Genomic DNA, 23477 nt, shown 5'->3' with positions numbered 1-23477 from the left:
GGAAACGTCGTTATCTCAATAGAACTTGGCGATTGTTCTCGTGCTGGCCTCCAGAAGTCGCGTTTCAGGCGACGATTGAAGCGCGCTGACCCAGGCTTTAGAAGCTCCGCTTCGGACGAGGTGTTTCGCCCGCAACCTCGAGCGAGCCAGCGTTGTCCCAGCCCCGCGCCGATCTCTATCGCGACCGTCGCTTCGTCGTCGGCGTCGCCGTGCTGTGCTGCCTGCTCTGGGGCAGCGCCTTCCCGGCGGTGAAGGCGGGTTACGCCCTGCTGCATGTGGCCAAGACCGACATGGCCACGCAGATGCTGTTCGCCGGCTGGCGCTTCCTGGGGGCGGGGCTGATCCTGCTGGTCCTGGCCTTGCTGGGCCGCCGGTCGATCGCCGTGCCGCGCGACCGGATCGCCTCGGTGGTGGGGCTGGGCCTCGTCCAGACCACGCTGCAGTACGTTTTCTTCTATGTCGGCCTGGCCCACGCCAGCGGCGTGAAGTCGTCGATCATGAACGGCACGGGGGCGTTCTTCAGCGTCATCCTGGCGCACGTCCTCTATGCCAACGACCGCCTCACCGCCCGCAAGGCGGCCGGCTGCCTGTTGGGCTTCGCCGGCGTATTGGTGGTGAACCTGGGCGGCTCAAAGGGCGTCAAGGGCCTCGATTTCGAGTTCACCCTGCTGGGCGAGGGCTTCGTGGTCATCGCCGCCTTCGTGCTGGCGGCGGCTTCGATCTGGGGCAAGACCCTCTCGCAGAAGCTCGACCCGATGGTGATGACCGGCTGGCAGCTGGCCATCGGCGGCGCGGGACTTCTGGCGATCGGCGAGATCGGGGGCGGCCACCTCGCCGGCTTCGATGTCCGGTCGCTGGCGCTGCTGGCCTATATGGCCGGCCTGTCGGCGGCGGCCTTCGCGCTGTGGAGCCTGCTGATGAAGCACAATCCGGTCGGGATGCTGGCGGTGTTCAACTTCCTGATCCCGGTGTTCGGCGTGCTGCTGTCCGGGCTGTTCCTGCACGAGCCGGTGCTGGCCTGGAAGAACGCGGCGGCGCTGGCGCTGGTGTGCGGCGGGATCTGGCTGGTGACGCGGCGCGGCCGTCCTCGCCCTTCGACAAGCTCAGGGTGAGGACGACTTTTAGCGCGGGGCTTGAGTAGAAACCTCATCCTGAGCTTGTCGAAGGACGAGGTTTCGCTTCTCAGTTCACCCCCGCCACGGCCAGCAGCGCCGCCAGGCCCACCTGCATGCCCTGCACGCTGGGCGCCTTCTCGACGTCGATCCATTCGTCCAGCGCGTGGGCGCGGCCGGCCTTGCCGCCCGAGCCGATGGTGACGGCGGGAATGCCCAGGCTCATCGGCACGTTGCTATCGGTCGAACTGTCCTGGTGCTCGGGTTTCATGCCCAGGGCCGAGATGGCGGCGGCGGTCAGCACCACGATGTCGGAGGTCTGGGGCGTGGTCCCGGCTGGGCGCTCGCCGATCACCTTGGCGTCGTAGCTGATCCTGCCGGCCCCCGTGGAGCGGGCGGCGTTCTCGCCCGCGACGGCCTTGTCGAGGATGCCGATGAAGGTCTGATCCAGCTTGGCCAGTTCGGCGGCGCTTTCCGAGCGCATGTCGAACTCCATGAACACCGAATTGGGGATCGAATTGACCGAGGTGCCGCCGCCGGTGACGCTGGCCGAATAGGTGACCTTGGGTTCCTTGGGGGCCTGCACGGCGTAGAGGTCGACCACGGCCTGGCTCATCGCGGTCATCGGGTTCACGAGGCCGAACGCGCCGTAGCTGTGGCCGCCCGGACCCTTGAAGGTCACGCGATAGCGCTTGGAGCCGACGCCCCGGTCGACGATCCGCGACGGGTCCGAGCCGTCCATCGAGAAGAAGGCGCTGATCCGGCCCTTGTACGGACCCTTGTTGAACAGGAACCGCGCGCCGCGCAGGTCGCCGGGGCCTTCCTCGCCGACATTGCCGACGAACAGGATGTCGGCCTTGGTCGAGATCTTGGCCGCGTCCAGGGCGCGCATATAGGCCAGCAGGGTGGCCAGCGAGCGGGTATCGTCTCCGATGCCCGGGGCCATCAGCCGGGTCCCCTCGCGCCTGACCTTCACGTCCGTGCCCTCGGGGAAGACGGTGTCGAGGTGGGCGGCCAGCACCACGAACGGACCCTTGCCCTTGGTCACCGTGCCCGGGCGCACGCCCATGACATTGCCCTCGGCGTCCATCTCGACGCTCGTGAGGCCGTGGGCCTTCAGCATTTCGAGATAGGCCTTGGCGCGGGCCTCTTCCTTGAACGGCGGGGCCGGGATCTCGGTCAGGGTGACGATGTCGGCGACCGTGCGATCGAAGTCGGCGTCCAGCTTGGCGGCCGCCGCCTTGAAGGCGGGCGACGCGACCATCCTGGCGACGGTCTTGTCGGCGTCAGGCTTGGGGGCGGCGAGGGCGGAGCCGGCGGCCAATGCGATGGCGAGGGCGAGGAGGGACGGGCGAAGGGTCATGGGCGAATCCTTGAGGCTCGCCGGCACCCTAGCTTGCGATATCAGCGTAACCCAACCCAGCTTGTCATCCCGGCCGCAGCGAAGCGTAGAGCCGGGACCCAGGGGGCGGCGCAGTGCGGTTGCCCCTGGGTCCCGGACAAGCCCTGCGGGCTTTCCGGGATGACAAGGATGGTCAGGCGGAAAGCCGCGCCGCGCCCCCCATCAGCGGGTCGCTGATCGAGTCCTTGCCGGTCTCGATCCGGCCCGCCAGTCGGCGCAGCCAGGCCGGATCGGCGGCGTCGCGGATGGTCAGGTCGTACCAGCCTTGCTTGGTCGTGAAGGTCTTGGCCTGGGTCGCGCCGGCCGCCAGGCTGACGCGCCAGGGCTCGGGGCCGCCCTCGACCGAGACGATGCGCGGTTCGTGGCCGGTATTGGTCAGGGTCAGCAGCATCGCGCCGCCGCTGGCCCGCCCGGTGACCTCGACCCCCGTCGCGGTCCCGGTGAAGCGGCGGTGGAAGCCGTTCGGACCCAGCACCCACAGGTCGTGCGGACCGGCCGGCCAGGCGTCCGCCAGCGAGGCCTGCGGACCGATCGTGTAGCGGCGCGGAACCGCGTCCAGGCGCAGGCGGTCATAGACGTGCAGAACCGCCGCCTGGGCGCCCGCATTGGTCAGGCTCAGGGTCATGGCCCCGTCCTTCACCCGGCCGTCCACGGCCAGGGCGTAGGGCAGGGCGCGCGAGGGACGGGTCCCCTTGGCCTGGACCGGGGCGACGATCGTCGTCGGCGTCGGCGGCTTGATCTCCTTCAGCTTGGCCGCGCGGGCCGCGGTCTCGGCGGTCGGCGGCAGCGGGGCCAAGGGCTTGTGGTTCGGGGTCTTGAAGTCGAAGCACGAGGTCAGGTCGCCGCATACCGCCCGCCGCCAGGGCGCGATATTGGGCTCCATCACCCCGAAGCGCGTCTCGAGGAAGCGGATCACCGAGGTGTGGTCGAACACCTGGCTGTCGACCCAGCCGCCCCGGCTCCACGGCGAGATGGCGTAGAGCGGCACGCGGGGACCCAGGCCATAGGGCCGGTTCATCAGGTCATCGCGCTCGGACTTGGCCTCGGTCGGGTTGCGCACGGTGTGGTGCATGCCCGTCAGGTCGATGGTCGAGCCGCCGATCAGCTTGCCGTCCGCGTCCTTGGACGGCGGCGACGGGGGCGGCATGTGGTCGAAGAAGCCGTCGTTCTCGTCGAAGTTGACGATCAGCACCGTCCGCGCCCAGACCTTGGGATCGGCGGTCAGGGCGTCGATGACCCGGGCGGTGTAGTCCGCGCCCTGGGCTGGGCTGGACGGGGCGGGGTGCTCGCTGTCGGCGGCCGGGGCGATGATCCACGACACCTGCGGCAGGCGGCCGGCGACGACGTCCTCGCGCAGCTTGTCCAGGTGCCAGGTGCTCAGGGCCAGATCCTTCAGGCGCTTGTCCGAGCCCGGAACGTCCTTGTGGGCGTCGCGATAGGCCTTGAAGCCGGCCAGGGGGTTGTCGGTGAAGTTGTCGGCCATGTCCTGGTAGATCCGCCAGGAGACGCCAGCCTTCAGCAGCCGCTCGGGATAACTAGTCCATGTGTAGGACTCCGCCGCCCCGCCCTTGTCCGGGAAGTCGTCGTGCGAGTTGGAGATCGACGGGCCGCCTTGCGTGCCGGACGGATCGTTGGTCCCGGTCCACAGGAACAGGCGATTGGTGTTGGTCCCGGTCTGGGTCGCGCAGTGATAGGCGTCGCAGAGGGTGAAGGTCTCGGCCAGGGCGAACTGGAACGGGATGTCGGCCCGCTCGAAATAGCCCATCGACCAGGCGTGCTTGGCGTCGGGCCAGCGGTCCATGCGGCCCTGGTCCCAGGCGTCCTGGGCGTCGGTCCAGCTGTGCGGCGTGCTCTCGACCCGCATGTGGGCGAAGGTCTTGGTGGTCTCCAGCGGGAACGGCGCCAGCAGCTGGTCGCCATAGCTCTGGACGAACACCGAGCCGTCCTTGCGCGCGCCCTTGTCCCTGACCGGAACCGGGAAGCGGTCGCCGAAGCCGCGCACCCCGGCCATGGTCCCGAAATAGTGATCGAAGCCGCGGTTTTCCTGCATCAGGATCACCACATGCTCGACGTCCTTGATCGTGCCGGTGCGGACGTCGGCGTCGATCGCCGCCGCCCGGGCCAGGGCCGGCGGCAGGGTCATGGCGCCGATCGCGGCGAGCAGACTACGGCGGTCGAGCTGGGGCATGAGAGAGCGCTCCGGAGAAGGTTTCGCCGGAATTAGCACAGCTGATTGATCAGGGATGTGACAACTGGACTAGACCAATCCAATTCTTGTCATCCCGGCCGAACCCCGGCGAAAGCCGGGGGTAGAGCCGGGACCCAGGGGGTGACGAAGCGCGATGCGCGCCGCCCCTGGGTCCCGGACAGCCTCTACGAGGCTTCCGGGATGACAAGGTTAGGATCAATCAAACACGATCACCGACCGCGCCAGTTCCCCGCGCTTCAGCTCGTCGAACGCGCTGTTCACGTCCTCCAGCTTGATCCGGCGCGAAATCAGTTCGTCCAGCTTCAGGCGGCCCTGCATGTAGAAGTCCACCAGGCGCGGCATGTCGACCGGGAAGCGGTTGGAGCCCATGTAGCTGCCCTGGATCCGGCGCTCTCCGAGAAAGTCGACGCCGTGCAGCTCGATTTTCGTCCCGACCGGGATCATGCCGATCACATTGGCCGTGCCGCCCCGGCGCAGCATCTTGAACGAGGCTTCCGCCGTGGCTTTCAGGCCGATGGCCTCGAAGCTGTGGTGGACGCCGCCGCCGGTCAGCTCGACCACGGCCTTGGCGATGTCGTCGACGGCCGAGGCGTCGATCACGTCCGTCGCGCCGAAGGTCTTGGCCAGGGTCAGCTTGGAGGGCATGCGGTCGATGGCGATGATCCGCCCCGCGCCGGCGATCGCCGCGCCGTTGATGGTGGCCAGGCCCACGCCGCCGCAGCCGATCACCGCCACGGTCTCGCCCGGCCGGACGTTGGAGGTGTGCATCACCGCCCCGACCCCGGTCATCACCGAGCAGCCGATCAGGGCGGCGCGGTCGAACGGCATGTCCTTGCGGATGGCGACGCAGGCGTGTTCGTGCACCAGCATGTACTCGGCGAAGGACGACAGGTTCAGGAACTGGGCCATCGGACCGGTCCCGCCGCCCAGGTCTTCCTTGAAGAGGCGCGGCTCGCTGCCCTTCGGACGCTTGGTCTCCGGGCTGACGCACAGGTTCATGTGGCCCGTGAGGCAGACCTCGCAGTGGCCGCAGTAGGGGTTGAGACAGGTGATGACGTGGTCGCCGACCTTCACGGTCCGCACCTCGTCGCCGACCGCCTCTACGATCCCGGCGCTCTCATGGCCCAGCACGGCGGGCAGGGGATGGGTGTAGGAGCCCTCGACGAAGTGCAGGTCGGAGTGGCAGACGCCGGCGGCCTTGGTGCGGATCAGCACCTCGCGCGGTCCCGGCTTGCCGATGGCCACGGTTTCGATCTCGAGGGGCTTGCCCACCTCGCGCAGAACAGCGGCCTTCATGCGTGTCTCCCTTTGACCTGCGGGGAGACTAGCGTTCCGTCCAGCCCAAACGGAAGAGGTATTCGAACAAATGTTTGGACTGGTCGGCTTTACGCGGCCAGCGCCTGTTGGCGTTCCGGCAGGATGCGGCTGACGGCCAGCAGGACCGTCATGTCGCCTTCGCCGCTGGTGATCACGGCCGCGACCAGCGGGGAATCCTCGCCGTCGCCCAGGGACGGGGGCGCATTGATGTGCTCGGCCTCGACGGTGAAGCTGTCGCAGACGGCGTCGACCAGCAGGCCGGCGACGTCGTCATGGTTCTCGACCACGATGATCACCTGGCGCGCGCCGTCCTGGGCGGGGCCCTTGCCGAGGCGCCACGACAGGTCGATGACCGGCATGACCTGGCCGCGCAGATTGATGACGCCGCGCACGTAGGGCGGGGCTTCGGGCAGCGGAGTCGGCGGGGTCACGCCGCGGATCTCGCGCACCGCGCTGACGGGGACGCAATAGGTCTGGGCCCCGACCTCGAACGAGAGGACCTGCAGGGCTTGGCCTTGGGCGTAGGACACGGTGTCGGTCATGAGGGCGGTCTCCGTGGAGGTCGCAAAGATCTGTTCCGACCCACCTTTCCTGAAAAAGATGAACAAACCCGTTCCGACGATCGTTGAAAGACTTCGTTCAGGCGCCGTTCAGGCTCGGAGTCCGATCGTCCACATGACGCTTGAGACGACGCGCCGCGCCGCCAGAAAGCGAAGGACCCAAGTTCGAGAGAGCCAAGGAGGCCATCATGGCCAGCAAGATCATCACCACGGTCGGTCGGGTCGCCGCCGGCGTCGCCGCGCTCTCGCTGGTCGCCGCCGCGACCACGGCCTCGGCCGACTCGCGCTACGGCCACTATCGCGGCCATCGCGGCAATGACACCGCCGCCGTGGCCGTCGCCGCCGGCATCGTTGGTCTGGCGGTCGGCGCGGCGATCTCGGACGGCAACCGCAACGATCGCTACGACCGCGGCTACTACGACCAAGGCTACTACGCCCCGCCGCCGCCCCCGCCGCGCTATGGCTATGGTTATGGCTACGGGTACGCCCCGCGACCGTACTACGGCCGCCCGGCTCGCGATTGCTGGACGACCCGCGAGTACGACCGCTGGAACGGCGCGTACTACGAGCGGACCGTCTGCCGCTAAGCCATCATCGGATCAGGTCGCCGTTGTGAGCCGGCGACCGGATAGGCGCTGTCCGCCCCGACACGCCGTCAGCCCCGACGTCTTCGGACGTCGGGGCTTTTTCGTTTTGGGGATTCGGGGACTCGACTCCGGCGAACAATGGGAACAAAAAAGGAACATTACCGCGCCGCAGGAGGATCGCCCATGTCGTTCGCCGATCAGACTTCCGTGTTCCAGAGCCCGTTCGGCGCCGGCCTGCGCCTGACCGACGATCGGCTGGACATCGCCGAGGCCGTGCTGGCGGGGGCGTGGCGCACCTTGCGCGCGGCCGGGTTCGGCGAGGCCGAGGTCCAGGCGCTGTTCGACCAGATCGCCGACCGGCCCGAGGACCTGGCGCGCCGCCTGCGCAAGATGGCCAATGCGGCGGCCTGAGCTTCGGGTCCGGGGTTCAGTGCGAGCGCTCCAGCAGGGCGCGGAGGATTTCGGCGCGCTGGGCCGTGTCGACGCCGATGCGGCCCGCCAGTTCGCGAATGCCGGCCGGATAGGCCTCGCCGCCGTCGGCGATCGTCCTGGCCTGGTCGGCCAGGCGGCGCAGGTCGCGATCCAGTCGCTCGATCTCTTCGCGGGCCAGCAGACGGGCTTCGTTCTGCAGGCGCTTCACGCGCTGAGCGGTGGTCTCGGGACCGCGCCCCAGGTCATAGATTTCCGCCACGCCGGTGACGGGCGGCACGATCTTCAACGGCTTTCCGGCCATGGATTCGGGCTCCTCGATCCGGACCGGTTCGCGCCGGCCCACATCATATCAAAGCCTGGCTTAGCGTCAGCGTTCCGAGGTTTTCCGTGAAAGCGGGGCTGGGTGGCCGCCGCGCCACAGGCGAGCGCGACGGCCGAAAGGGGCAGATCGTTCAGTGCGCGACCTGGCTGTACGGCGTTTGCGAAGCCGACGGCGGCGCGGTCGGCGCCGGCTGCGGCGCCGGCTGAGCGTAGGCCTGGGGCTGAGCTTGAGCCGCTTGCGCTTGCGCTTGCGGTTGAGCCGGGGCCGGGGCCGGGCGGCGGAACTTCAGGCTGCGGCCCTGGAACTGGGCACCGGTCTCCATGGCCAGCTGCTCATGGGTGATGTCGCCGTCGATTCGCGCCGTGCCGTACAGGCGCACGGCCTGGGCCGTCACCGCGCCGATCACCAGGCCGTGGATCTCAATGGCCTGGGCGATGATCGAACCCTCGATGCGGGCGTTCGGACCGACGATCAGCTTGCCCACCTTCACATCGCCCAGCACCACGCAGTCGAGATGCACCTCGACGTCGCCGACGATGTCGCCGCGGATGGTCAGGCCCTGGCTGAACATCGAGGCGGGCTTCGGGCGCGCGGGCGCCGGCGCGGCCTGCTGAGGCTGCGGCGCCGCGGCGCGACCTTGATCCAGCGGGGTCAGGGCCAGCGGCGCGGCGGTGTCTTTCTTCTTGGCGAACATCGGCGGCGACCTTTGTCTCAAAATGGGCTTCAGGAAGCACCATGCCGCAAGAACCGGGCCGATTTCAGGACTGAGCCGTCAGGCGTCCTTGACGTGAGTGGTGGGGCGATCCTCGCCGGACGAGACTTCCTGATGCCAGACGGCGTTCTTGTCCTCGTAGGTGATGCCCTCGGTCTCGCCCGAAACCCGCTGCTCGCCGGCCGCGCGCTGGGCCGCCTTCAGCGCCGCGTCGTGGCTCGCGAAGGTCTCGGAGAAGGTGTCGCCCACCTTATAGGCCCAGCCGCCGTCGTGCTCGACGATGATGTAGGTGAGGTCGGTCATGGGGCGTCTCCAGGTAAGCGTCGCAGGTGAACGGGGCGCCAGGGGAGGGGGTTCCGGATGGCGAGTCTTGTCGGATCGTGCGGCAGATGACAATCGCCGTCCATCGATTGCGATGCAATCTATAGTAGCATAAATCTACCATGGCGAGGTTAGTGAGGGCGCCATGATTGAACCGCATAACGTTATGCGTTATGGCTCTCCAAGGTGATCAGAGGTTTCGCCAATCGCGAAACCCAGCTCATCTGGGAAGGCGCGCGCTCGCGTCGACTGCCTGATGACATACAGGCCTCGGCTCTGCGGAAGCTGCGTATTCTCAATCGCGTGGCGCGCCTCGATCAATTGCGCGCGCCGCCGGGCAATCGGTTGGAGGCGTTGCAGGGCGATCGCGCCGGGCAACACTCCATTCGCATCAATGACCAGTGGCGAATCTGCTTCCGCTGGCGCGACGGGAATGCCGAGGATGTCGAAATCTGCGACTACCATTGAGATCGACCCGGCCGATTGGCTGCACAATCCCACGCCGGGCGATATCTTGCTGGAGGACTTCCTGAAGCCGATCGGCATGAGCCAGACGGCCTTGGCCAAGGCGATCGGCGTGCCGCCGCGCCGTATCAACGAGATCGTCCTGGGCAAGCGGGCGGTGACGGCTGACACCGACCTGCGGCTGGCCCGCTACTGGGGTCTGTCGGAAGGCTTCTGGCTGCACCTGCAGACGGATTTCGACCTGATGGAGCAGAAGCGGAAGATGGGCGCGGAGCTGGACAAGATCACGCCGCGGGCGGCGTGATCTTTTAGGCCACCTTCACCCGCGCCGCGCTTTCCGGCAGGTCCGTTCCGAACGCGCGCTGGAAGAACTCGGCCACCGTGGGGCGTTCGAGCTCGTCGCACTTGTTGAGGAAGGTCAGGCGGAAGGCCAGGGCCACGTCGTGATCGAAGATCTCGGCGTTCTGGGCCCAGGTGATCACCGTGCGCGGGCTCATGACCGTCGAGATGTCGCCGTTCATGAAGGCGTTGCGGGTCATGTCGGCGACGCGGACCATGGCCGAGATCGTGCGCTTGCCTTCCGTCGTGTCGTAGGACGGGTTCTTGGCCAGCACGATCGCCGCCTCGACGTCGTGCTCCAGATAGTTGAGCGTGGTGACGATCGACCAGCGGTCCATCTGACCTTGGTTGATCTGCTGGGTGCCGTGATAGAGGCCGGTGGTGTCGCCCAGACCGATGGTGTTGGTCGTGGCGAACAGGCGGAAATACGGATTGGCGCGGATGACGCGGTTCTGGTCGAGCAAGGTCAGCTTGCCGCCGGCTTCCAGCACGCGCTGGATCACGAACATCACGTCCGGACGGCCGGCGTCGTATTCGTCGAACACCAGGGCGATCGGGCGCTGCAGGGCCCAGGGCAGGATGCCCTCGCGGAATTCGGTGACCTGCTTGCCTTCCTTCAGGACGATGGCGTCCTTGCCCACGAGGTCGATCCGCGAGACGTGGCTGTCCAGGTTCACCCTGACCAGCGGCCAGTTCAGGCGCGCGGCGATCTGCTCGATGTGGGTCGACTTGCCGGTGCCGTGATAGCCCTGGACCATCACGCGGCGGTCCTTGGCGAAGCCGGCGCAGATGGCTTTCGTCGTCTGCGGATCGAACTTGTAGGCCGTGTCGATCTCGGGGACGTGCGGGTCGCGGTGCGAGAAGGCTGGAACCTTCATGTCGCTGTCGACGCCGAACGCGTCGCGGAGCGTCACCCACTTGTCGGGGACCAGGGTGATCAGCGGATCGGCGGCGGAGCTGGTATCGGCGAACTCGGGCATGACATCGGATTAAACGCTTGAGCCCCCCCGTTTCAATTGGAATCCAATTGAAACGAAAGTTTGAGTCCGCGGAGCGCGACCAAAGTCACGCTTTGGGGCAGGGGAAGAGGGCGCCGCGTCGCGGCGCCCGCTCCAGCGCTATTTTTAGTGGTTGGCGATGATCACCGAGGCGATCAGGCCGGTCGCGACGGCGGCCAGGACGTATTGGTCGTTCACGCGCTGCCAGCGATAGCCGCGCGGCGGCTGGCGCAGGCCGTAGCGACGATAGTCGCTGACGTAATAGCTGTTGCCGCGATAGCGGTGGTCGAGGCGTTGGCCCTTGGCCCAGCGGCGATACTCGCGTCGGTCGTCACGGCGGTCGTCGCGGCGATCCATACGGTTTTCGTGACGCGCCTGGTCGCGGCGGCCTTGTTCATAGGCCCGGTTGCCGCGATGGTTGTCGTTGCGATAGTCCTGGGCCGAAGCGGCGCCAGCGCCGCCGGCCAGCATCAGAACGGCGAGCGAAGCGGTGATAAGACGTTTCATGGTCGGTCTCCTTGGAAGGTGAGAGCACCCTAGGATGCTCGACCTAGAGGCGGGATGAACGGTCCCGCTCAGCTTAAGTTCATGTTTCATTTGAGATATGTTGTTGCGAGAAGTGTCGGCTAGATGACCATCCGTTTGATCCGCATCGGCTTTCCGGGATTGCTGTCCGCCGCGCGCCGCGAATTGGGCGCGACCAGCGCCCTGCTGGTGGTCACGCTGGGCGGCTGGGGCTTCCTGTCGATCGCGGATGAGGTGGCCGAGGGCGAGACCCGGGCGCTGGATCTCTCGGTGCTGAAGGCCCTGCGGGTCGACGGCCAGCCGCACGAACTGATCGGGCCTGGATGGCTGCACGTGGCCGCCGCCGACATCACCGCTCTGGGCTCGGTGACGGTGCTGGGCCTGATCATCCTGCTGGCCTTCGCCCTGCTGGCGTCCCTGCGCCGCTGGAGCGAGGGACTGCTGCTGGTGGCCGGGGCGGGGGGCGGCCTGCTGATCAGCCAGGGCCTGAAGCGGGTGTTCGAGCGCGAGCGGCCCGATCTGGTCTACCGCGCGGTCGAGGCGGTCAACGCCAGCTTTCCGTCGGGCCACGCCATGCTGTCGGCCGTCGTGTTCCTGACCCTGGGCGTGCTGGCCGCGCGCTTCGCCGAGCGGCGGCGGGTCAAGGTGCTGGCGGTCGGGGCGGCTGTGCTGGTCAGCCTGCTGGTCGGTCTCAGCCGCGTCTATCTGGGCGTCCACTGGGCCAGCGACGTCCTGGCCGGCTGGTGCATGGGCGCGGCCTGGGCCATGGCCTGCTGGCTCGTGGCGTTCTTCGTCCAGCGGCGGTTCAGGCCTTCGGCTTTGGCCGCCACCTGAGTTCCAGCGTCGTCCACACGGCTCCGACCATGTCGAACAAGCCCACGGCCAGCCAGGCCTTGGGCAGCCAGTCCAGCAGGACGAAGGCGCCGATCACCACCAGCGACAACACCCGCAGCACCACCGAGGCCCGCATATAGGTGCGCTGCCCGGTCCAGCCGGCGACGTGATAGCCCATGGCGTAGGCCATCAGCAGCAGGCCGGCGAATCGCACCCAGGGCAGGGACGGGGTCTCGACGTGGGCGTGCAGCAGGGTCAGCACCGGGCGCGGCGCGACGGCCAGGGCCAGGCCCGCCGTCGAGATCAGGCCGCCCCAGGCCCAGATGCTCCAGGGTTTGCCGAACGGCACCGGGGTCACCGGCGTCGGCGGATCGACCGGCGCGCGCCAATCTGGGTCGGTCATGAGATGTCTGTCCCTCGCCCGGAAAGGCGGCGCGAGGATGGCCCAGGCGTGGGTCGCTTCGCAAGCTCGGAGCGATTTGGCCGTCGCGCGGCCGGGAGCGCGGGGAGGGGAAGGCCCTAGGCCTTCACCATCCCCGACTTCTGCAGGGTCTTGTACGCCTTGATGACCCTCTGGAGCTTGTGCTCGGCGCTGCGGTCGCCGCCGTTGGCGTCGGGGTGGCAGCGCTTGAGCAGTTCCTTGTACTTGGCCTTGATCGCGGCGCTGTCGGCGCCGGCTTCCAGGTCGAGGTCGGCCAGGGCCTGGCGTTCCAGCTTGCCCAGGCTGCGCTCGGCGGCGTCGCGCGCGGACTCGGCCTTGCGCTGCTGGGCCCGGAAGATGCCGAACGGGTCGGCGAAGGCGCGGGCGTCGCGGGCGGCCGCCGCGGCGGCTTCCCGGGAGTTGGCGTCGGCCTTGAAGCTCCACGTCGGGCGACCGCCGGTCTGGCGCTCAGCCTCCTGGGCGGCGCGGATCTGCGCCTCGCTCATGCCGGCGTAGAAGTTCCAGTTCTTGTTGTACTCGGCCGCGTGCTGCTGACAGAACCAGTAGTGCTGGTTCGGCAGGTCGCGCGACTTCGGCGCCTTGGTCGATCCCGCCAGTCGGCAGTCGGGATGATCGCAGCGCTTCTCGCCGGGCTTGAGGCCCAGGACGTCGTTGACCACGTCGTCCTCGCCCTTCTTGGGAGGGCGGACGCGGATGTCGGTGAATTTGGGGCGATACTCGAACGGCCGGTTCATGGCGCTTAGAGTAATCCCGCGCTATTTCCGTTCAAGGATTGACATGCAAGAGACGCACATGGGCGACGTCACGGACACCCTGCTTCGCAAACTGAACGAGGCTTTTTCGCCCTCGAAGCTCGAACTGGTCGACGACAGCGACCGCCATCACGGCCACGCGGGCCACACCGGTTCGGGCGAGAGCCACTTCAATCTGCGAATCGAGGCCGAGGCCTTTGCCGGCAAGGCCTTGGTGATGCGCCAGCGCATGGTGATGAAGGTGTTGGCCGAAGAGTTGGCGGGGCCGGTCCACGCCCTGTCGATCATCGCCAAGGCGCCCGGCGAAGCGTAAGGCGGCGCTTACTTTTTGCTTGCCTGACGGCTCTGCGGCTGATTGCCTCTCTCCCCGGCGCGATCCTGCCGGCAGGCCAGAAACCGCATGAGCGCCGACGTCACCCAAAGCCCCGAATCCGTCGAACAGGACGCCGCGCGGATCCTGCCGGACCTGCTGTCGCGCGCCTACGCCCGCTATTCGAACTTCACGGTGGCCGCGGCGGTGATCGACGACGAGGGCCGCGCGCACTACGGCGTCAATGTCGAGAACGCCGCCTATCCAGCGGGCACGTGCGCCGAGCAGACGGCGATCGGGGCGATGATCACGGCCGGCGGCTCGCGGAAGATCGACAAGGTGCTGATCGCCGCCGGCTCCGACGCGGTGGTCCAGCCGTGCGGCGCCTGCCGTCAGCGCATCGCCGAGTTCGCGGGCGAAGCCTGCGAGATCATCTCGGTCCAGGGCGGCCGAACGACCCAGCGGATCCCTTTCTGGACCTTGCTGCCCCATTCCTTCGGGCCGCGCGACCTGGACTGACTGGCCGCACGAAATTCTTGCGATGAGCCGTTTCTCTGGAGGGGAGCGGCCTAAGCCGTCTGGCCGACCAGGGTCTCGAGCACACGGCGCAGATCGGCCTCGCGGAAGGGCTTCTGCAGCACGGTGGCGCCGCGGTGGTCGTCGGTCAGGCCCGCCTCGCCATAGCCGCTGGCGAAGGCGAAGGGCACGCCGCGCGCCTTCAGGGCGTCGGCGACCGGGAAGATCGGGCGGCCGCCCAGATTGACGTCCAGCAGGGCCGCGTCGATGTCGGCCGACCCCGCCAGGCGCAAGGCTTCCTCGATCTCGGCCGCGGGACCGACGATCGTGCAGCCGAGGTCGGTCAGCATGTCCTCGACCAGCATCGAGACCAGCGCCTCGTCTTCGACGACCAGGACCTTCAGGGACGTAAGAGTCTTCATGTTTCAGGGCTCCAGCGCGCGCAGGGGCAACGCCATTTGGCAGACGAGACCAGCGGCATCATAGGTCAGCTCGACCCCGCCGGATAGCTCGGCCGCAAGACCGCGCTCCAGAAGGCGCACACCGAAGCCGCGGCGGGCGGGCGGGGTGACCGGTGGACCGCCGCTTTCGGTCCAGGTGAGACGTAAAACGCCATCCTCGATGGCCCAATCGACGGCCACGTGGCCGTTCGGGGTCGAGAGAGCGCCGTACTTGGACGCGTTGGTGGTCAGTTCGTGAATGCCCATGCCCAGGGCCACCGCGGCCTTCGGATTGAGGCGCACGTCGCCGGCATAGGTGAAGCCGACGCGGTCCTCGCCGGCCATGGCGTGCAGCTCGAGGTCGAACACCTCGCGCAGGCTGGCGCCGGCCCAGCTTTCGCGGGTCAGCAGGTCGTGGGTGTGCGACAGGGCGATCAGCCGGGTCTCGAAGGCGTCGCGGAAGAACTCCGGCGCGGCGACCGACCGCAGGGTCTGGGCGGCGATCGACTGCACGGTGGCCAGGCTGTTCTTCACCCGGTGATTCAGCTCGTTGACCAGCAGCTTCTGACGTTCCTCGGCGCGCTTGCGCTCGGTGATGTCCAGCGACACCCCGGCCAGGCGCCGCACGCCGCCGTTGTCGGCGCTCGTGGCCGCGCGGCCGCGGGCGTGCAGCCAGCGCAGCTCGCCGGTCGGGTGCACCACGCGATACTCGATGTCGTAGTTCGTCCCGTCACGAATGGCGCTCTCGATCGCCGCCAGGACGCGCGGACGATCCTCGGGATGGATGGTCTCGATCAGGTCGGCGAAGGTGAAGACCTCGTCCGGCCGGCGCCCGTAGTTGAGCTTGCAGAGGTCCGAGGCCTCGTAGGTCTTGGTGGCGACGTCCAGATCCCACGACCCCATGCGGCCGCTGTCGAGCGCGAACTTCAGCCGCTCCTCGGCCCGCCGGCGGTGGGTCAGTTCGGCCACGGCTCCGGCGTTCAGCTGGATCGAATCGATGGTGGCCGCCACCTGGGCGCCCAGGCCGATGACCAGGGTCTCGTCGTGGAGGCTGAAGCGGCCCGGCTCGGGATGGCCGAAGAACAGGCCGCCCAGCACCTCGCCCCGCCGCGTGGCGACCGGAATGGCCAGGTAGCTGTGAACCGGAAGATGCCCCTCCGGCATGCCCTTGCGCGGGGCGTTCCTGCCATAGCGCGGGTCCTGGGTGATGTCGTCCGACCGCACGACGCCGGCGTTCTCGAAGGTAGGGGCGAAGACCTCGGTCTTGCGGAGCTTGGGGAAGCTGGCGAACGCTTCGGGCGCGGCGCCCGACAGGCGATAGAGCGCGTAGGATTCCCCATCCGGCTCGACCTGATTGTAGAAGAACGCCCCGTACGCGGCGCCGATGATCTCGCGCGCCCCATCCAGCACCACCTGCACGCAGGTGTCGATGTCGGTGCTGCTGGTCACGGCCGCGTTCACCCGGGCCAGGGTTTCGGACTTACGGATTTCGTCGGCGAGGGCGGCTTCCAGCTGGGCCAAGCGCGCTCGCGCGTCCGGCTCATCGCCGTCGCGAACCCTGCTCTCAGCCACCAAGCTGGCCAAACACGCCCCCTAGAGTCCGGACCGCCCCTGGTCCGCAAGGACGCAAAACGCGCCTTTTTCGATCCGGTTCCCAGTCATCGAAATGGGCGACCTTGACTGTAGAGATTCAGAGTTCGGCGTCTTCGTCCAGGGGCGCGCTGATCCGCAGGGCGGTGATCTGGTTCCTCTGCCGGCGGAACACCTGGAAGCGGTGATGGTGGAAGATGAAGGTCTGGCCCGGCTCGGGGATCATCTGGGCCTCGTGGATGACCAGGCCGGCGATGGTGACGGCGTCGCCTTCGGGCAGGCGCCAGTCCATGGCGCGGTTCAGGTCGCGCACCGTGACGTGGCCGTCGACATAGACCGAGCCATCCTGCTGGCGGCGCACGCCCTCCAGCGCGGTGTCGTGCTCGTCGTCGATCTCGCCGACGATCTCCTCGAGGATGTCCTCCAGCGTCACCAGCCCCTGCAGGGCGCCGTACTCGTCGACGACCAGGGCGAAGTGGCTCTTGCGCTTGAGGAAGGCGTTGAGCTGGTCCTTCAGGTTCGTGGTGTCGGGAATGAACCAGGGCTCGCGCAGGATGGCGGCGATGTCCAGGCCCTCGACGCCCGTCGGCGATTGCGCCAGGGCCTTCAGGAGGTCGCGGGCGTGCAGCACGCCGATGATGTTGTCCGGCTCGTCGCGATAGAGCGGGATGCGCGTGTGCTGGGCCTCCAGCACTTCCTCGACGAGGTCGCGGGTGGGCTGGTCGGCGTCCAGCAGGACCATCGACTTGCGGTGGACCATGATCTCCGAGACGTCCATGTCCGACAGGTCCAGCACCCCGCCCAGCATCCGCCGGTCGTCGGTCTCGACCAGGCCCTCGGAATGGTGGTAGTCGACCGCGCCGCGGATCTCCTCGTGGGCGGCCAGCACGTCGACGGCCATGTCCAGCTTGACCCCGAACACCCGCAGGGCGCGGCGCACGATCCACTGGATCACGTAGATGATCGGCCCGAACGCCCGGACGATGAACAGGGTTGGGCCCGACAGGGCGCGGGCCGTGTCGTCCGGGCGGACGATGGCCACGGTCTTGGGCAGCACCTCGGCGAACACCAGCACCAGCACGGTCATGGCGGCGGTGGCCACGGCCACGCCCCACGGTCCGGGGATCAGGCGGGTCAGCACCTGGGTCGCCAGGGCCGAGGCCAGGATGTTGATCAGGTTGTTGCCCAGCAGCACCGCCCCGATCATCGTCTCCTGGTCGGACAGCAGCTTGTTGACCCGGCGGGCCGGCGCGTCGCCCTCGCGCTCCAGCTGATGCATCCGCGAACGGCTGGCCCCCGTCATCGACGTCTCGGCGGCCGAGAAGATCGCCGACAGGGCCAACAGGGCGATGACGATGGGCGCGAGGCCGAGCAGGGCGGTGAGCATGGGACGCTTTTACGCTGCAAGAACCAATTAGAGGAGAGCCGGCCGACCCGCGCGGCAGTTTGATCGCAACGTGAGCTGTGCCGTATGGACACCCCCTTCAGCGAGTGCAATCTGGGCGAGATTGGTTGACCTGGGTTTGGCTCTTGGAGAGTGTCTTTGGACGTCTATGCCGAACGGCGTGAATTAAAGGCGCAACTTAAGCGAGCGTTGAGTGATGAATTCGTTGTGGTCGCCGGGCCGGATCATCCATTGCTCCTCAGTGGGCCTGACTTGTTAGTCGGGGGGCGGGGCGGTCTTACCGCTATCCTATGTGTCGCGGCCCGAGAGCGTGCACAGCCGAAGTTGGCTGTGGCGCGGTTCGCACTGATGAAGATGGCGCTGCCATCTCATGCGCGGTTTGTTCTCATAGCCGATGATCAGGATGCGGGCGTGGCCAAGGTCCTTGAGCGCGATGTCGGCGTAATTTTGTCTATGGCCAACAAAAGGGAGCGTGCTGAGTTGTCGGCTATTGCAGAAAATCCATCTCGTGTTGATGGAAGGCCCGTCCCTGAAAAGTTGCGGGCACAGGCGCACGAACGGTTCTCCACTACATATCGCGTTAGTCGAGCGGTGAGGCAGCGTGGTGCCCGCTTTGGCGTTTCGGCAGTTAGTGATGAGTATTTTGGCGATAATGTAAGAAGGGTAGCCGGTAATTCGAGAGCCTTTTCCAGGCTGTCATTGCTTGGATCTGAGAGATCGTTCCGTGTCGACAGTGGCGTTCCATACTTAACCGGGGAGCCATCTATTCCAGTATTGGCGGAAAATATTCCTGAGTTTCCTGGAGATCCAGAAAAATATGCCAGAGCAAGTGCTTTTGCTGGATGGGCGATTGCGACGGGTGGGCTACCTAAGGAGGGAAGGTTGATGGACCTCCTAGATCAGAGGACCCGATATCAGTGAGCGCCCGTCGAAGTCGTCATTTGGCAATTCAGGCTTTAGTACGAGGTTCGTCACTATTTCCGGGAAATCCGGATCTTGCGCAGGTCGATGCTGAGCTGGAAGAGTTGGGACGATGCAATGGCTTGCAGCCCGTGAAACGTCAGCGATTACTGCAAGTTATACATTCCACCCGCGCACTAGATACCAGCCTTCTGGCTGTTATTCGCCACCATGGGGTGACGCCAAGATACAGTATCGGAAAAATGTTATATCAGTTATCTAGTCTGCCGGTCGGATCAGTTGGTTATGTGACTCACAACGCTGCCGCAGGTTTCGTCGGTGGAATATGTAGCATTAGAAACAGGTATGCCCATAAAGCTGGTGCATTCCCGAATTCGACTCTTGAGGTGGATAGCCTCGTTGCGCGAATTCATTCCTGCATTTCTTCGATATTATGAGAAGCGGCCCCTAAATCGCCCCCTCGCTCACCAGGAACTCCTTTAGCGCTTCCCGGTCGACGTCCTTAGCCACGAAGGCGTCTCCGATCCCGCGCACCAGCACGAAGGTCAGCGCGCCGCCTTCGGCCTTCTTGTCCTGGCCGCAGTGAGCGACCAGGGCGTCGGCGTTGAACGGTTCGGGGCGGACGTCGCTCATCCGGGTCGGCAGTCCCGCCGCCTTGATCGCCGCCTCGGCGCGGACCGCGTCCTGGCTAGGGCACAGACCCAGCTTGGCCGAGAACCGGAACGCCTGGGCCATGCCGACGCCGACGGCCTCGCCGTGCTTGAGCGCGTCGCCGAAACCCATCTCGGCCTCGATGGCGTGGCCGAAGGTGTGGCCGAGGTTCAGCAGGGCGCGGCGGCCGGCTTCCTTCTCGTCCTCCTCGACGATTTCGGCCTTCATCTCCACCGAGCGGCCGACGGCGCGGACCAGGGCGTCGACGTCGCGCTCCAGCACCTTGGCGACATTGGTCTCCAGCCACTCGAAGAAGGCGAAGTCGCCCAGCAGGCCGTACTTGACGATCTCGGCGTAACCACAAGCCAGCTCGCGGGCGGGCAGGGTGGCCAGGACGTCGAGATCGGCCAGCACCAGGCGCGGCTGGTGGAAGGCGCCGATCAGGTTCTTGCCGCGCGGCGTGTCGATGGCGGTCTTGCCGCCGACCGAGCTGTCGACCTGGGCTAGCAGGGTGGTGGGAACCTGCACGAAGTCGACGCCGCGCTTGTAGATCGCCGCCGCGAAACCGGCGAGGTCGCCGACCACGCCGCCGCCGAACGCCACGATCTGGTCGCCGCGCTCCAGGCCCAGGGCGAGCAGGCGGTCGGAGAGATCGGCCAGGCCCTCGAAGCTCTTGCTCTCCTCGCCGGGCGGGATGGTGATGACGTCGACCGCGATCCCGGCCTTCTCAAGCGACACCGCCAAGCGCTCGCCGTGGTGCTCGCCGACATTGGCGTCGGTGACGATGGCGACCCGCTTGCGCTTGCCCAGCCCACTTCTACCAAGCACCGGAGCGATCCGCTCGCCGGCCTTGTCGATCAGGCCCGGACCGATGACGACGTCATAGGCGCGATCGCCCAGCCCCACGGAAACGGTGCGGATCATGGCGATACTCCTATTTGGCGGACATGTGGGCCAGCAGCGCGGTCAGGATGGCGTCGACCGCCACCCCGTGCGGGGTGTCGCCGGTCTCGACGTGCACCTGGGCCTCGGCATAGGCGGGATAGCGCGCCTTCGCCAGTTCGGTCAGGACCACCACCGGATCCTTGCCGCGCACCAGCGGGCGATTGTCCTTGCGCGAGACGCGGCGGGCCAGCAGCTCGACATCGGCCTTCAGCCAGACCGAGACGGCCTTGGCGTTGATCAGGGCGCGGGTCTCGGGACTGACGAAGGCCCCGCCGCCGGTGGCCAGCACGTGCGGCGGCTCGTCCAGCAGGCGGCCGATCACCCGGCGCTCGCCGTCGCGGAAGGCGGCCTCGCCCAGCTCGGCGAAGATTTCCGAGATCGAGCGGCCGGCGGCGGCCTCGACCTCGTTGTCGGCGTCGCGGAACGGCAGGTCCAGCACGGTCGCCAGCCGCCGTCCGACGCTGGACTTGCCCACGCCCATCAGGCCGACCAGCACGATGGTCCGCTGGCGCAGGGCGGCGAGTTCTTCGGGGGAAAGGACGATGGCGGTCATGATGCGGTCGCGGGTTTACACGAGGCTGGGCCAAACCGCCAAGTTTGCGAGAACGCCGCGATGCGTCATAACCGGTCCATGGTCTTTTCGAAGCGTCACACGCAAGCCGTCGCGCTCTCCGCGCTCCTGCTCACGTCCTCGGGTCTGGGGACCATCGCCGGGGCCCAAGAGGCAGGGCAGGAGGAGGTCAGGGTCAAGAGCCTGGCCGCGCCCGACTATTTCTCCAGCCCGGTGGCCGAGACCGGCCTGGGCGGTGATCTTTGGAAGGACACCGCTCCCGACATCATGCGCGATGTCGTGCCGAAACTGGCCGGGACCAGGCCGCTGTCGCCGGCCTTCGCGAACCTGGCCAGGCGGATGCTCTCGACCGGCGCCAACGGTCCGGCCGGGGTGGGCGACAATGTCGACATGGGCGCGGCGCGCGGCATGGCCCTGGTGGCCCTGGGCGAGGCCAAGGGCGCCAACGCCATCCTGGACCGCGCGACCGGCGCGCCCGGCAGCGCCCCACTGTCCATGGCCACCGCCGAAGCGGCCCTGATCACCGGCGACGACGACAAGGCCTGCCGCGTGCAGGACGCCCTGACCGTCGATCGCGGCGCGGCCTACTGGCTGCGCCTGCGGGCCTTCTGCCAGCTGAAGGCCGGCCAGGCCGACGCCGCCCAGCTGACCTTCCAGCTGGCCCAGAACGCCACGAAAGACACGGACTACGCCCGCCTGATGGGCGCGGCCCTGGGCGGAACGGCGTCGGGCGCGGCCAATCTGAAGAACGGGGTCAACTACGCCCTGTCGCGCCGCCTGAACCTCGACCTGCAATCGGCCGCCGCCGTCGCCTCGGCCTCGCCGGCCCTGAAGCCGGTGCTGAAGCCCGCCAGCGGCGACCTGGCCGGCGTCGCGCCGGGCGCGGACCTGACGGCGCAGGAGGCCTCGGACCTGGCGTTCCTGCGTCAGGCCAAGACCGTGCCCGCCTTTGTCGAGGCCGCCCACGCCGCGGCCGCTTCGATCGCCGCCCTGGCCGCCGCCGGCGCGCCCTTGCAGGATCCGGTGCTGATGGCCCGCGCGGCCGTCGCGGCCGGCGATGTCGCCAGCGCCCGAACCATCCGCGGCCATCTGGTCCAGGACAGCATCCCCGGCGCTGGCCCCGCTGATCTCGCCATCCTCGACGCCCTGATCGCCGCCGCTTCCGGCAAGCTCGACAACCAGGTGCTGGGCAATCTGGTGGCGCGGGGCGCCTCGGGCGGGGCCAGGTCGGCGGCCCAGTCGGCTTCCGTGCTGCTGGCCAGCCTGGGCGGCGCGATGGACGCCGACGCCCGCGCGCAGTTCGCCAATTTCGACCTGGGCAAGCCGGCCGCTTCGTCCGCGCGAGTGATCCTGCTGGAGGACGCCGCCGGCGCCAAGCGCAAGGGCGAGGCGGGCCTGCTGGCCCTGTCGATCGCGCTGGACGCCGGGGCCACCGGGCCGCAGCCGGTGGATCGCGCCCGCATCGCCCACGCCCTCAACCGCGCCGGCCTGACCGCCGACGCCCGCGCCGTCGTCGTCGAGGGGCTGCTGTCGCTCGCCTTCGTCAAATGAGTACGAAGGGCTCCGGCTGGGTCGACGCCTTCCTGGAGATGATGGCCGTCGAGCGCGCCGCGGCCCGCAACACCCTGACCGCCTATGGCAAGGACCTGGAGGACGCCCGAGGCTTCCTCAGCCGCTCGGGCCGCGACCTGGATGACGCCGACGCGGAAGACGTCGAGGCCTATTTCCAGGACCTCGGCGCGCGGGGCCTGTCGCCGGCCACCGCGGCCCGCCGCCGCTCGGCCGTGCGGCAGTTCTACCGCTTCGTGCTGGGCGAGACCTGGCGAACCGACGATCCCTCCCGCCGCGTCGCCGCGCCCAAGGCCGGCCGGCCGCTGCCCAAGGTGCTGGAGCGCGAGGAGATCGAGCGCCTGCTGGCCGCCGCGATCGCGAAAGACGGCGCGCAAGGCCTGCGCCTGTCCTGCATCATCGAGCTGATCTACGCCTCGGGCCTGCGGATCTCCGAGCTGCTGGCCCTGCCGCTGACGGCCCTGGCGCGGGACCCGGCCTATCTGATCGTCAAGGGCAAGGGCGGCAAGGAGCGGCTGGCGCCCCTGAACGACGCCGCCCGGACGGCGGTGAAGGCCTACCTCGTCGCGCGTCCGGCCTTCTTTCCCAAGGGCGCGAAGGACAGCCCGTGGCTGTTCCCTTCGCGCGGCGCGTCCGGTCGCCTGACCGCCCGCCGCGTCGGGCAACTGCTGGAGGACGCGGCCATCGCCGCCGGCATCGACCGCGAGAAGGTCAGCCCGCACGTCCTGCGCCACGCCTTCGCCACCCACCTGCTGGAAGGCGGCGCCGACCTGAGGGTCATCCAGACCCTGCTGGGCCACGCCGATATCGCCACCACCCAGATCTACACCCACGTGGCCGGCGAGCACCTGCAGCACATCGTCCAGACCAAGCATCCGCTGGGGCGGAAGAAGACGCCGTATTGACGCGCGGCCTTGGCAGCCCTTAGGAAAGACCCCATCAAATCTACGGGTTTGCCTCTTGGGCCGCCCTATCCCGAAAGGCCCGACATGTCGGAAGAAACCCGCGACTCCAACGGAACCCTGCTGGCCGAAGGCGACACCGTTACCCTGATCAAGGACCTGAAGGTCAAGGGTTCGGGCGGCGTGACGCTGAAGCGCGGCACGGTGGTCAAGAAGATCCGCCTGACCGGCGACCCCGAGGAGATCGAGGCCAATGTCGACAAGGTCCGGGGCCTGGTCCTGCGCACCGAGTTCGTGAAGAAGGCCTAGCTTAACCCTCCCGCGCTAG

The 23477-nt window shown here is 67.7% G+C and carries 28 protein-coding genes; 12 read left to right on the top strand and 16 right to left on the bottom strand.

Annotated features, from left to right (window positions below):
* The first annotated feature begins 152 nt into the window (after nt 1-152).
* A complete protein-coding gene (locus tag AC1RNC_RS10930; protein ID WP_492886141.1) occupies nt 153-1112 on the top strand; it encodes a DMT family transporter in 960 nt (319 codons plus the stop codon).
* Nucleotides 1113-1182: 70 nt separating this feature from the next.
* Here AC1RNC_RS10930 and AC1RNC_RS10925 read toward each other — a convergent pair whose 3' ends face one another.
* The 4 genes from AC1RNC_RS10925 to AC1RNC_RS10910 form a co-directional block, all read right to left on the bottom strand.
* Nucleotides 1183-2475, bottom strand: coding sequence for a M20/M25/M40 family metallo-hydrolase (locus tag AC1RNC_RS10925; RefSeq protein ID WP_492886139.1), 1293 nt, complete (start codon nt 2473-2475; stop codon nt 1183-1185).
* A gap of 172 nt (nt 2476-2647) precedes the next feature.
* The gene (locus tag AC1RNC_RS10920; RefSeq protein ID WP_492886137.1) at nt 2648-4702 is read right to left on the bottom strand and encodes a phosphocholine-specific phospholipase C; all 2055 of its coding nucleotides are present in this window, start codon (nt 4700-4702) and stop codon (nt 2648-2650) included.
* Between the two features lie 216 nt (nt 4703-4918).
* The gene (locus AC1RNC_RS10915) at nt 4919-6019 is read right to left on the bottom strand and encodes a Zn-dependent alcohol dehydrogenase (protein WP_492886135.1); all 1101 of its coding nucleotides are present in this window, start codon (nt 6017-6019) and stop codon (nt 4919-4921) included.
* An 89-nt stretch (nt 6020-6108) separates the two neighbouring features.
* Nucleotides 6109-6582 carry a chemotaxis protein CheW gene (locus AC1RNC_RS10910; RefSeq protein WP_492837081.1) on the bottom strand — a complete coding sequence of 158 codons (474 nt, stop codon included), beginning with the start codon at nt 6580-6582 and terminating at the stop codon, nt 6109-6111.
* Between the two features lie 206 nt (nt 6583-6788).
* Between AC1RNC_RS10910 and AC1RNC_RS10905 the strand changes: the two genes are divergently transcribed.
* Nucleotides 6789-7187 (top strand): hypothetical protein, encoded by a 399-nt coding sequence (locus AC1RNC_RS10905; protein ID WP_492886133.1) that lies wholly within the window; start codon nt 6789-6791, stop codon nt 7185-7187.
* A 183-nt stretch (nt 7188-7370) separates the two neighbouring features.
* A complete protein-coding gene (locus AC1RNC_RS10900; RefSeq protein WP_099581075.1) occupies nt 7371-7598 on the top strand; it encodes a hypothetical protein in 228 nt (75 codons plus the stop codon).
* A gap of 16 nt (nt 7599-7614) precedes the next feature.
* Here AC1RNC_RS10900 and AC1RNC_RS10895 read toward each other — a convergent pair whose 3' ends face one another.
* The 3 genes from AC1RNC_RS10895 to AC1RNC_RS10885 form a co-directional block, all read right to left on the bottom strand.
* The gene (locus AC1RNC_RS10895) at nt 7615-7920 is read right to left on the bottom strand and encodes a hypothetical protein (protein WP_492886131.1); all 306 of its coding nucleotides are present in this window, start codon (nt 7918-7920) and stop codon (nt 7615-7617) included.
* Nucleotides 7921-8071: 151 nt separating this feature from the next.
* On the bottom strand, nt 8072-8635 hold the full coding sequence (locus AC1RNC_RS10890; RefSeq protein WP_492886129.1) for a bactofilin family protein: 564 nt from the start codon (nt 8633-8635) through the stop codon (nt 8072-8074).
* Between the two features lie 78 nt (nt 8636-8713).
* Nucleotides 8714-8956, bottom strand: a complete 243-nt coding sequence (locus AC1RNC_RS10885; protein ID WP_492837077.1) for a DUF2188 domain-containing protein — start codon at nt 8954-8956, stop codon at nt 8714-8716.
* Between the two features lie 204 nt (nt 8957-9160).
* On the opposite strand from AC1RNC_RS10885, the gene AC1RNC_RS10880 reads away from it, so the two are divergent.
* A complete protein-coding gene (locus AC1RNC_RS10880; protein WP_492886126.1) occupies nt 9161-9442 on the top strand; it encodes a type II toxin-antitoxin system RelE/ParE family toxin in 282 nt (93 codons plus the stop codon).
* Nucleotides 9417-9743, top strand: coding sequence for a HigA family addiction module antitoxin (locus tag AC1RNC_RS10875; RefSeq protein WP_492837075.1), 327 nt, complete (start codon nt 9417-9419; stop codon nt 9741-9743). Before AC1RNC_RS10880 ends, AC1RNC_RS10875 begins: the two co-directional genes overlap by 26 nt.
* A gap of 4 nt (nt 9744-9747) precedes the next feature.
* Here the strand turns inward: AC1RNC_RS10875 and cobS are convergent, their stop codons facing one another.
* A complete protein-coding gene (gene cobS / locus AC1RNC_RS10870) occupies nt 9748-10758 on the bottom strand; it encodes a cobaltochelatase subunit CobS (protein WP_492886124.1) in 1011 nt (336 codons plus the stop codon).
* 144 nt (nt 10759-10902) lie between these two features.
* A complete protein-coding gene (locus tag AC1RNC_RS10865) occupies nt 10903-11283 on the bottom strand; it encodes an RcnB family protein (RefSeq protein ID WP_492886122.1) in 381 nt (126 codons plus the stop codon).
* Nucleotides 11284-11406: 123 nt separating this feature from the next.
* Between AC1RNC_RS10865 and AC1RNC_RS10860 the strand changes: the two genes are divergently transcribed.
* Nucleotides 11407-12135 carry a phosphatase PAP2 family protein gene (locus AC1RNC_RS10860; protein ID WP_492886121.1) on the top strand — a complete coding sequence of 243 codons (729 nt, stop codon included), beginning with the start codon at nt 11407-11409 and terminating at the stop codon, nt 12133-12135.
* On the opposite strand, the gene AC1RNC_RS10855 is transcribed toward AC1RNC_RS10860, so the two are convergent.
* Both AC1RNC_RS10855 and AC1RNC_RS10850 read right to left on the bottom strand, forming a co-directional pair.
* A complete protein-coding gene (locus tag AC1RNC_RS10855) occupies nt 12107-12538 on the bottom strand; it encodes a hypothetical protein (RefSeq protein ID WP_492886120.1) in 432 nt (143 codons plus the stop codon). The two genes, AC1RNC_RS10860 and AC1RNC_RS10855, sit on opposite strands and share 29 nt — an antisense overlap.
* 116 nt (nt 12539-12654) lie before the next feature.
* A complete protein-coding gene (locus tag AC1RNC_RS10850) occupies nt 12655-13311 on the bottom strand; it encodes a J domain-containing protein (RefSeq protein WP_492837070.1) in 657 nt (218 codons plus the stop codon).
* Nucleotides 13312-13369: 58 nt separating this feature from the next.
* Between AC1RNC_RS10850 and AC1RNC_RS10845 the strand changes: the two genes are divergently transcribed.
* Nucleotides 13370-13642, top strand: coding sequence for a BolA family protein (locus tag AC1RNC_RS10845; RefSeq protein ID WP_492886118.1), 273 nt, complete (start codon nt 13370-13372; stop codon nt 13640-13642).
* Nucleotides 13643-13729: 87 nt separating this feature from the next.
* The gene (gene cdd / locus AC1RNC_RS10840) at nt 13730-14158 is read left to right on the top strand and encodes a cytidine deaminase (protein WP_492886116.1); all 429 of its coding nucleotides are present in this window, start codon (nt 13730-13732) and stop codon (nt 14156-14158) included.
* Nucleotides 14159-14208: 50 nt separating this feature from the next.
* On the opposite strand, the gene AC1RNC_RS10835 is transcribed toward cdd, so the two are convergent.
* The 3 genes from AC1RNC_RS10835 to AC1RNC_RS10825 all read right to left on the bottom strand — a co-directional run bounded on the left by AC1RNC_RS10835 (nt 14209) and on the right by AC1RNC_RS10825 (nt 17572).
* Nucleotides 14209-14577 carry a response regulator gene (locus AC1RNC_RS10835; protein WP_125155551.1) on the bottom strand — a complete coding sequence of 123 codons (369 nt, stop codon included), beginning with the start codon at nt 14575-14577 and terminating at the stop codon, nt 14209-14211.
* A 3-nt stretch (nt 14578-14580) separates the two neighbouring features.
* The gene (locus AC1RNC_RS10830; RefSeq protein WP_492886114.1) at nt 14581-16116 is read right to left on the bottom strand and encodes an HWE histidine kinase domain-containing protein; all 1536 of its coding nucleotides are present in this window, start codon (nt 16114-16116) and stop codon (nt 14581-14583) included.
* A 169-nt stretch (nt 16117-16285) separates the two neighbouring features.
* Nucleotides 16286-17572 (bottom strand): HlyC/CorC family transporter, encoded by a 1287-nt coding sequence (locus AC1RNC_RS10825; protein ID WP_492837066.1) that lies wholly within the window; start codon nt 17570-17572, stop codon nt 16286-16288.
* A gap of 156 nt (nt 17573-17728) precedes the next feature.
* Here AC1RNC_RS10825 and AC1RNC_RS10820 point away from each other — a divergent pair, with 156 nt between their 5' ends.
* Nucleotides 17729-18511 carry a hypothetical protein gene (locus tag AC1RNC_RS10820; protein ID WP_492886111.1) on the top strand — a complete coding sequence of 261 codons (783 nt, stop codon included), beginning with the start codon at nt 17729-17731 and terminating at the stop codon, nt 18509-18511.
* Nucleotides 18512-18958: 447 nt separating this feature from the next.
* On the opposite strand, the gene aroB is transcribed toward AC1RNC_RS10820, so the two are convergent.
* Both aroB and AC1RNC_RS10810 read right to left on the bottom strand, forming a co-directional pair.
* Complete coding sequence (gene aroB / locus AC1RNC_RS10815; RefSeq protein ID WP_492886109.1) at nt 18959-20086, bottom strand: 3-dehydroquinate synthase; 1128 nt, start codon at nt 20084-20086, stop codon at nt 18959-18961.
* 10 nt (nt 20087-20096) lie between these two features.
* Nucleotides 20097-20660, bottom strand: a complete 564-nt coding sequence (locus tag AC1RNC_RS10810) for a shikimate kinase (protein WP_492886107.1) — start codon at nt 20658-20660, stop codon at nt 20097-20099.
* Nucleotides 20661-20720: 60 nt separating this feature from the next.
* Here AC1RNC_RS10810 and AC1RNC_RS10805 point away from each other — a divergent pair, with 60 nt between their 5' ends.
* The 3 genes from AC1RNC_RS10805 to AC1RNC_RS10795 all read left to right on the top strand — a co-directional run bounded on the left by AC1RNC_RS10805 (nt 20721) and on the right by AC1RNC_RS10795 (nt 23458).
* Nucleotides 20721-22229, top strand: coding sequence for a hypothetical protein (locus AC1RNC_RS10805; RefSeq protein ID WP_492886105.1), 1509 nt, complete (start codon nt 20721-20723; stop codon nt 22227-22229).
* A complete protein-coding gene (locus AC1RNC_RS10800; RefSeq protein ID WP_492886103.1) occupies nt 22226-23152 on the top strand; it encodes a site-specific tyrosine recombinase XerD in 927 nt (308 codons plus the stop codon). The genes AC1RNC_RS10805 and AC1RNC_RS10800 overlap by 4 nt, the downstream gene beginning before the upstream one ends.
* A gap of 84 nt (nt 23153-23236) precedes the next feature.
* The gene (locus tag AC1RNC_RS10795) at nt 23237-23458 is read left to right on the top strand and encodes an alkylphosphonate utilization protein (protein ID WP_099581025.1); all 222 of its coding nucleotides are present in this window, start codon (nt 23237-23239) and stop codon (nt 23456-23458) included.
* Nucleotides 23459-23477: the final 19 nt, after the last annotated feature.

It is taken from the genome of Caulobacter sp. GW822-FHT01G02, from assembly GCF_058802865.1.
The sequence above is the reverse complement of the archived record's forward strand: the minus strand, read 5'-3'. Positions and strand labels throughout refer to the sequence as shown.

Excerpts from the sequence above, each read along its gene's own strand:
- AC1RNC_RS10900 (WP_099581075.1), top strand. The coding sequence starts at position 7,371 with ATGTCGTTCGCCGATCAGACTTCCGTGTTCCAGAGCCCGTTCGGCGCC.
- AC1RNC_RS10895 (WP_492886131.1), bottom strand. The coding sequence starts at position 7,920 with ATGGCCGGAAAGCCGTTGAAGATCGTGCCGCCCGTCACCGGCGTGGCG.
- cdd (WP_492886116.1), top strand. The coding sequence starts at position 13,730 with ATGAGCGCCGACGTCACCCAAAGCCCCGAATCCGTCGAACAGGACGCC.
- AC1RNC_RS10855 (WP_492886120.1), bottom strand. The coding sequence starts at position 12,538 with ATGACCGACCCAGATTGGCGCGCGCCGGTCGATCCGCCGACGCCGGTG.
- AC1RNC_RS10885 (WP_492837077.1), bottom strand. The coding sequence starts at position 8,956 with ATGACCGACCTCACCTACATCATCGTCGAGCACGACGGCGGCTGGGCC.
- AC1RNC_RS10805 (WP_492886105.1), top strand. The coding sequence starts at position 20,721 with ATGCGTCATAACCGGTCCATGGTCTTTTCGAAGCGTCACACGCAAGCC.
- AC1RNC_RS10915 (WP_492886135.1), bottom strand. The coding sequence starts at position 6,019 with ATGAAGGCCGCTGTTCTGCGCGAGGTGGGCAAGCCCCTCGAGATCGAA.
- AC1RNC_RS10925 (WP_492886139.1), bottom strand. The coding sequence starts at position 2,475 with ATGACCCTTCGCCCGTCCCTCCTCGCCCTCGCCATCGCATTGGCCGCC.
- AC1RNC_RS10810 (WP_492886107.1), bottom strand. The coding sequence starts at position 20,660 with ATGACCGCCATCGTCCTTTCCCCCGAAGAACTCGCCGCCCTGCGCCAG.
- AC1RNC_RS10875 (WP_492837075.1), top strand. The coding sequence starts at position 9,417 with ATGTCGAAATCTGCGACTACCATTGAGATCGACCCGGCCGATTGGCTG.
- AC1RNC_RS10845 (WP_492886118.1), top strand. The coding sequence starts at position 13,370 with ATGGGCGACGTCACGGACACCCTGCTTCGCAAACTGAACGAGGCTTTT.
- AC1RNC_RS10865 (WP_492886122.1), bottom strand. The coding sequence starts at position 11,283 with ATGAAACGTCTTATCACCGCTTCGCTCGCCGTTCTGATGCTGGCCGGC.
- AC1RNC_RS10905 (WP_492886133.1), top strand. The coding sequence starts at position 6,789 with ATGGCCAGCAAGATCATCACCACGGTCGGTCGGGTCGCCGCCGGCGTC.
- AC1RNC_RS10890 (WP_492886129.1), bottom strand. The coding sequence starts at position 8,635 with ATGTTCGCCAAGAAGAAAGACACCGCCGCGCCGCTGGCCCTGACCCCG.
- AC1RNC_RS10910 (WP_492837081.1), bottom strand. The coding sequence starts at position 6,582 with ATGACCGACACCGTGTCCTACGCCCAAGGCCAAGCCCTGCAGGTCCTC.
- AC1RNC_RS10860 (WP_492886121.1), top strand. The coding sequence starts at position 11,407 with ATGACCATCCGTTTGATCCGCATCGGCTTTCCGGGATTGCTGTCCGCC.
- AC1RNC_RS10825 (WP_492837066.1), bottom strand. The coding sequence starts at position 17,572 with ATGCTCACCGCCCTGCTCGGCCTCGCGCCCATCGTCATCGCCCTGTTG.
- AC1RNC_RS10835 (WP_125155551.1), bottom strand. The coding sequence starts at position 14,577 with ATGAAGACTCTTACGTCCCTGAAGGTCCTGGTCGTCGAAGACGAGGCG.
- cobS (WP_492886124.1), bottom strand. The coding sequence starts at position 10,758 with ATGCCCGAGTTCGCCGATACCAGCTCCGCCGCCGATCCGCTGATCACC.
- AC1RNC_RS10850 (WP_492837070.1), bottom strand. The coding sequence starts at position 13,311 with ATGAACCGGCCGTTCGAGTATCGCCCCAAATTCACCGACATCCGCGTC.
- AC1RNC_RS10800 (WP_492886103.1), top strand. The coding sequence starts at position 22,226 with ATGAGTACGAAGGGCTCCGGCTGGGTCGACGCCTTCCTGGAGATGATG.
- AC1RNC_RS10920 (WP_492886137.1), bottom strand. The coding sequence starts at position 4,702 with ATGCCCCAGCTCGACCGCCGTAGTCTGCTCGCCGCGATCGGCGCCATG.
- AC1RNC_RS10795 (WP_099581025.1), top strand. The coding sequence starts at position 23,237 with ATGTCGGAAGAAACCCGCGACTCCAACGGAACCCTGCTGGCCGAAGGC.
- aroB (WP_492886109.1), bottom strand. The coding sequence starts at position 20,086 with ATGATCCGCACCGTTTCCGTGGGGCTGGGCGATCGCGCCTATGACGTC.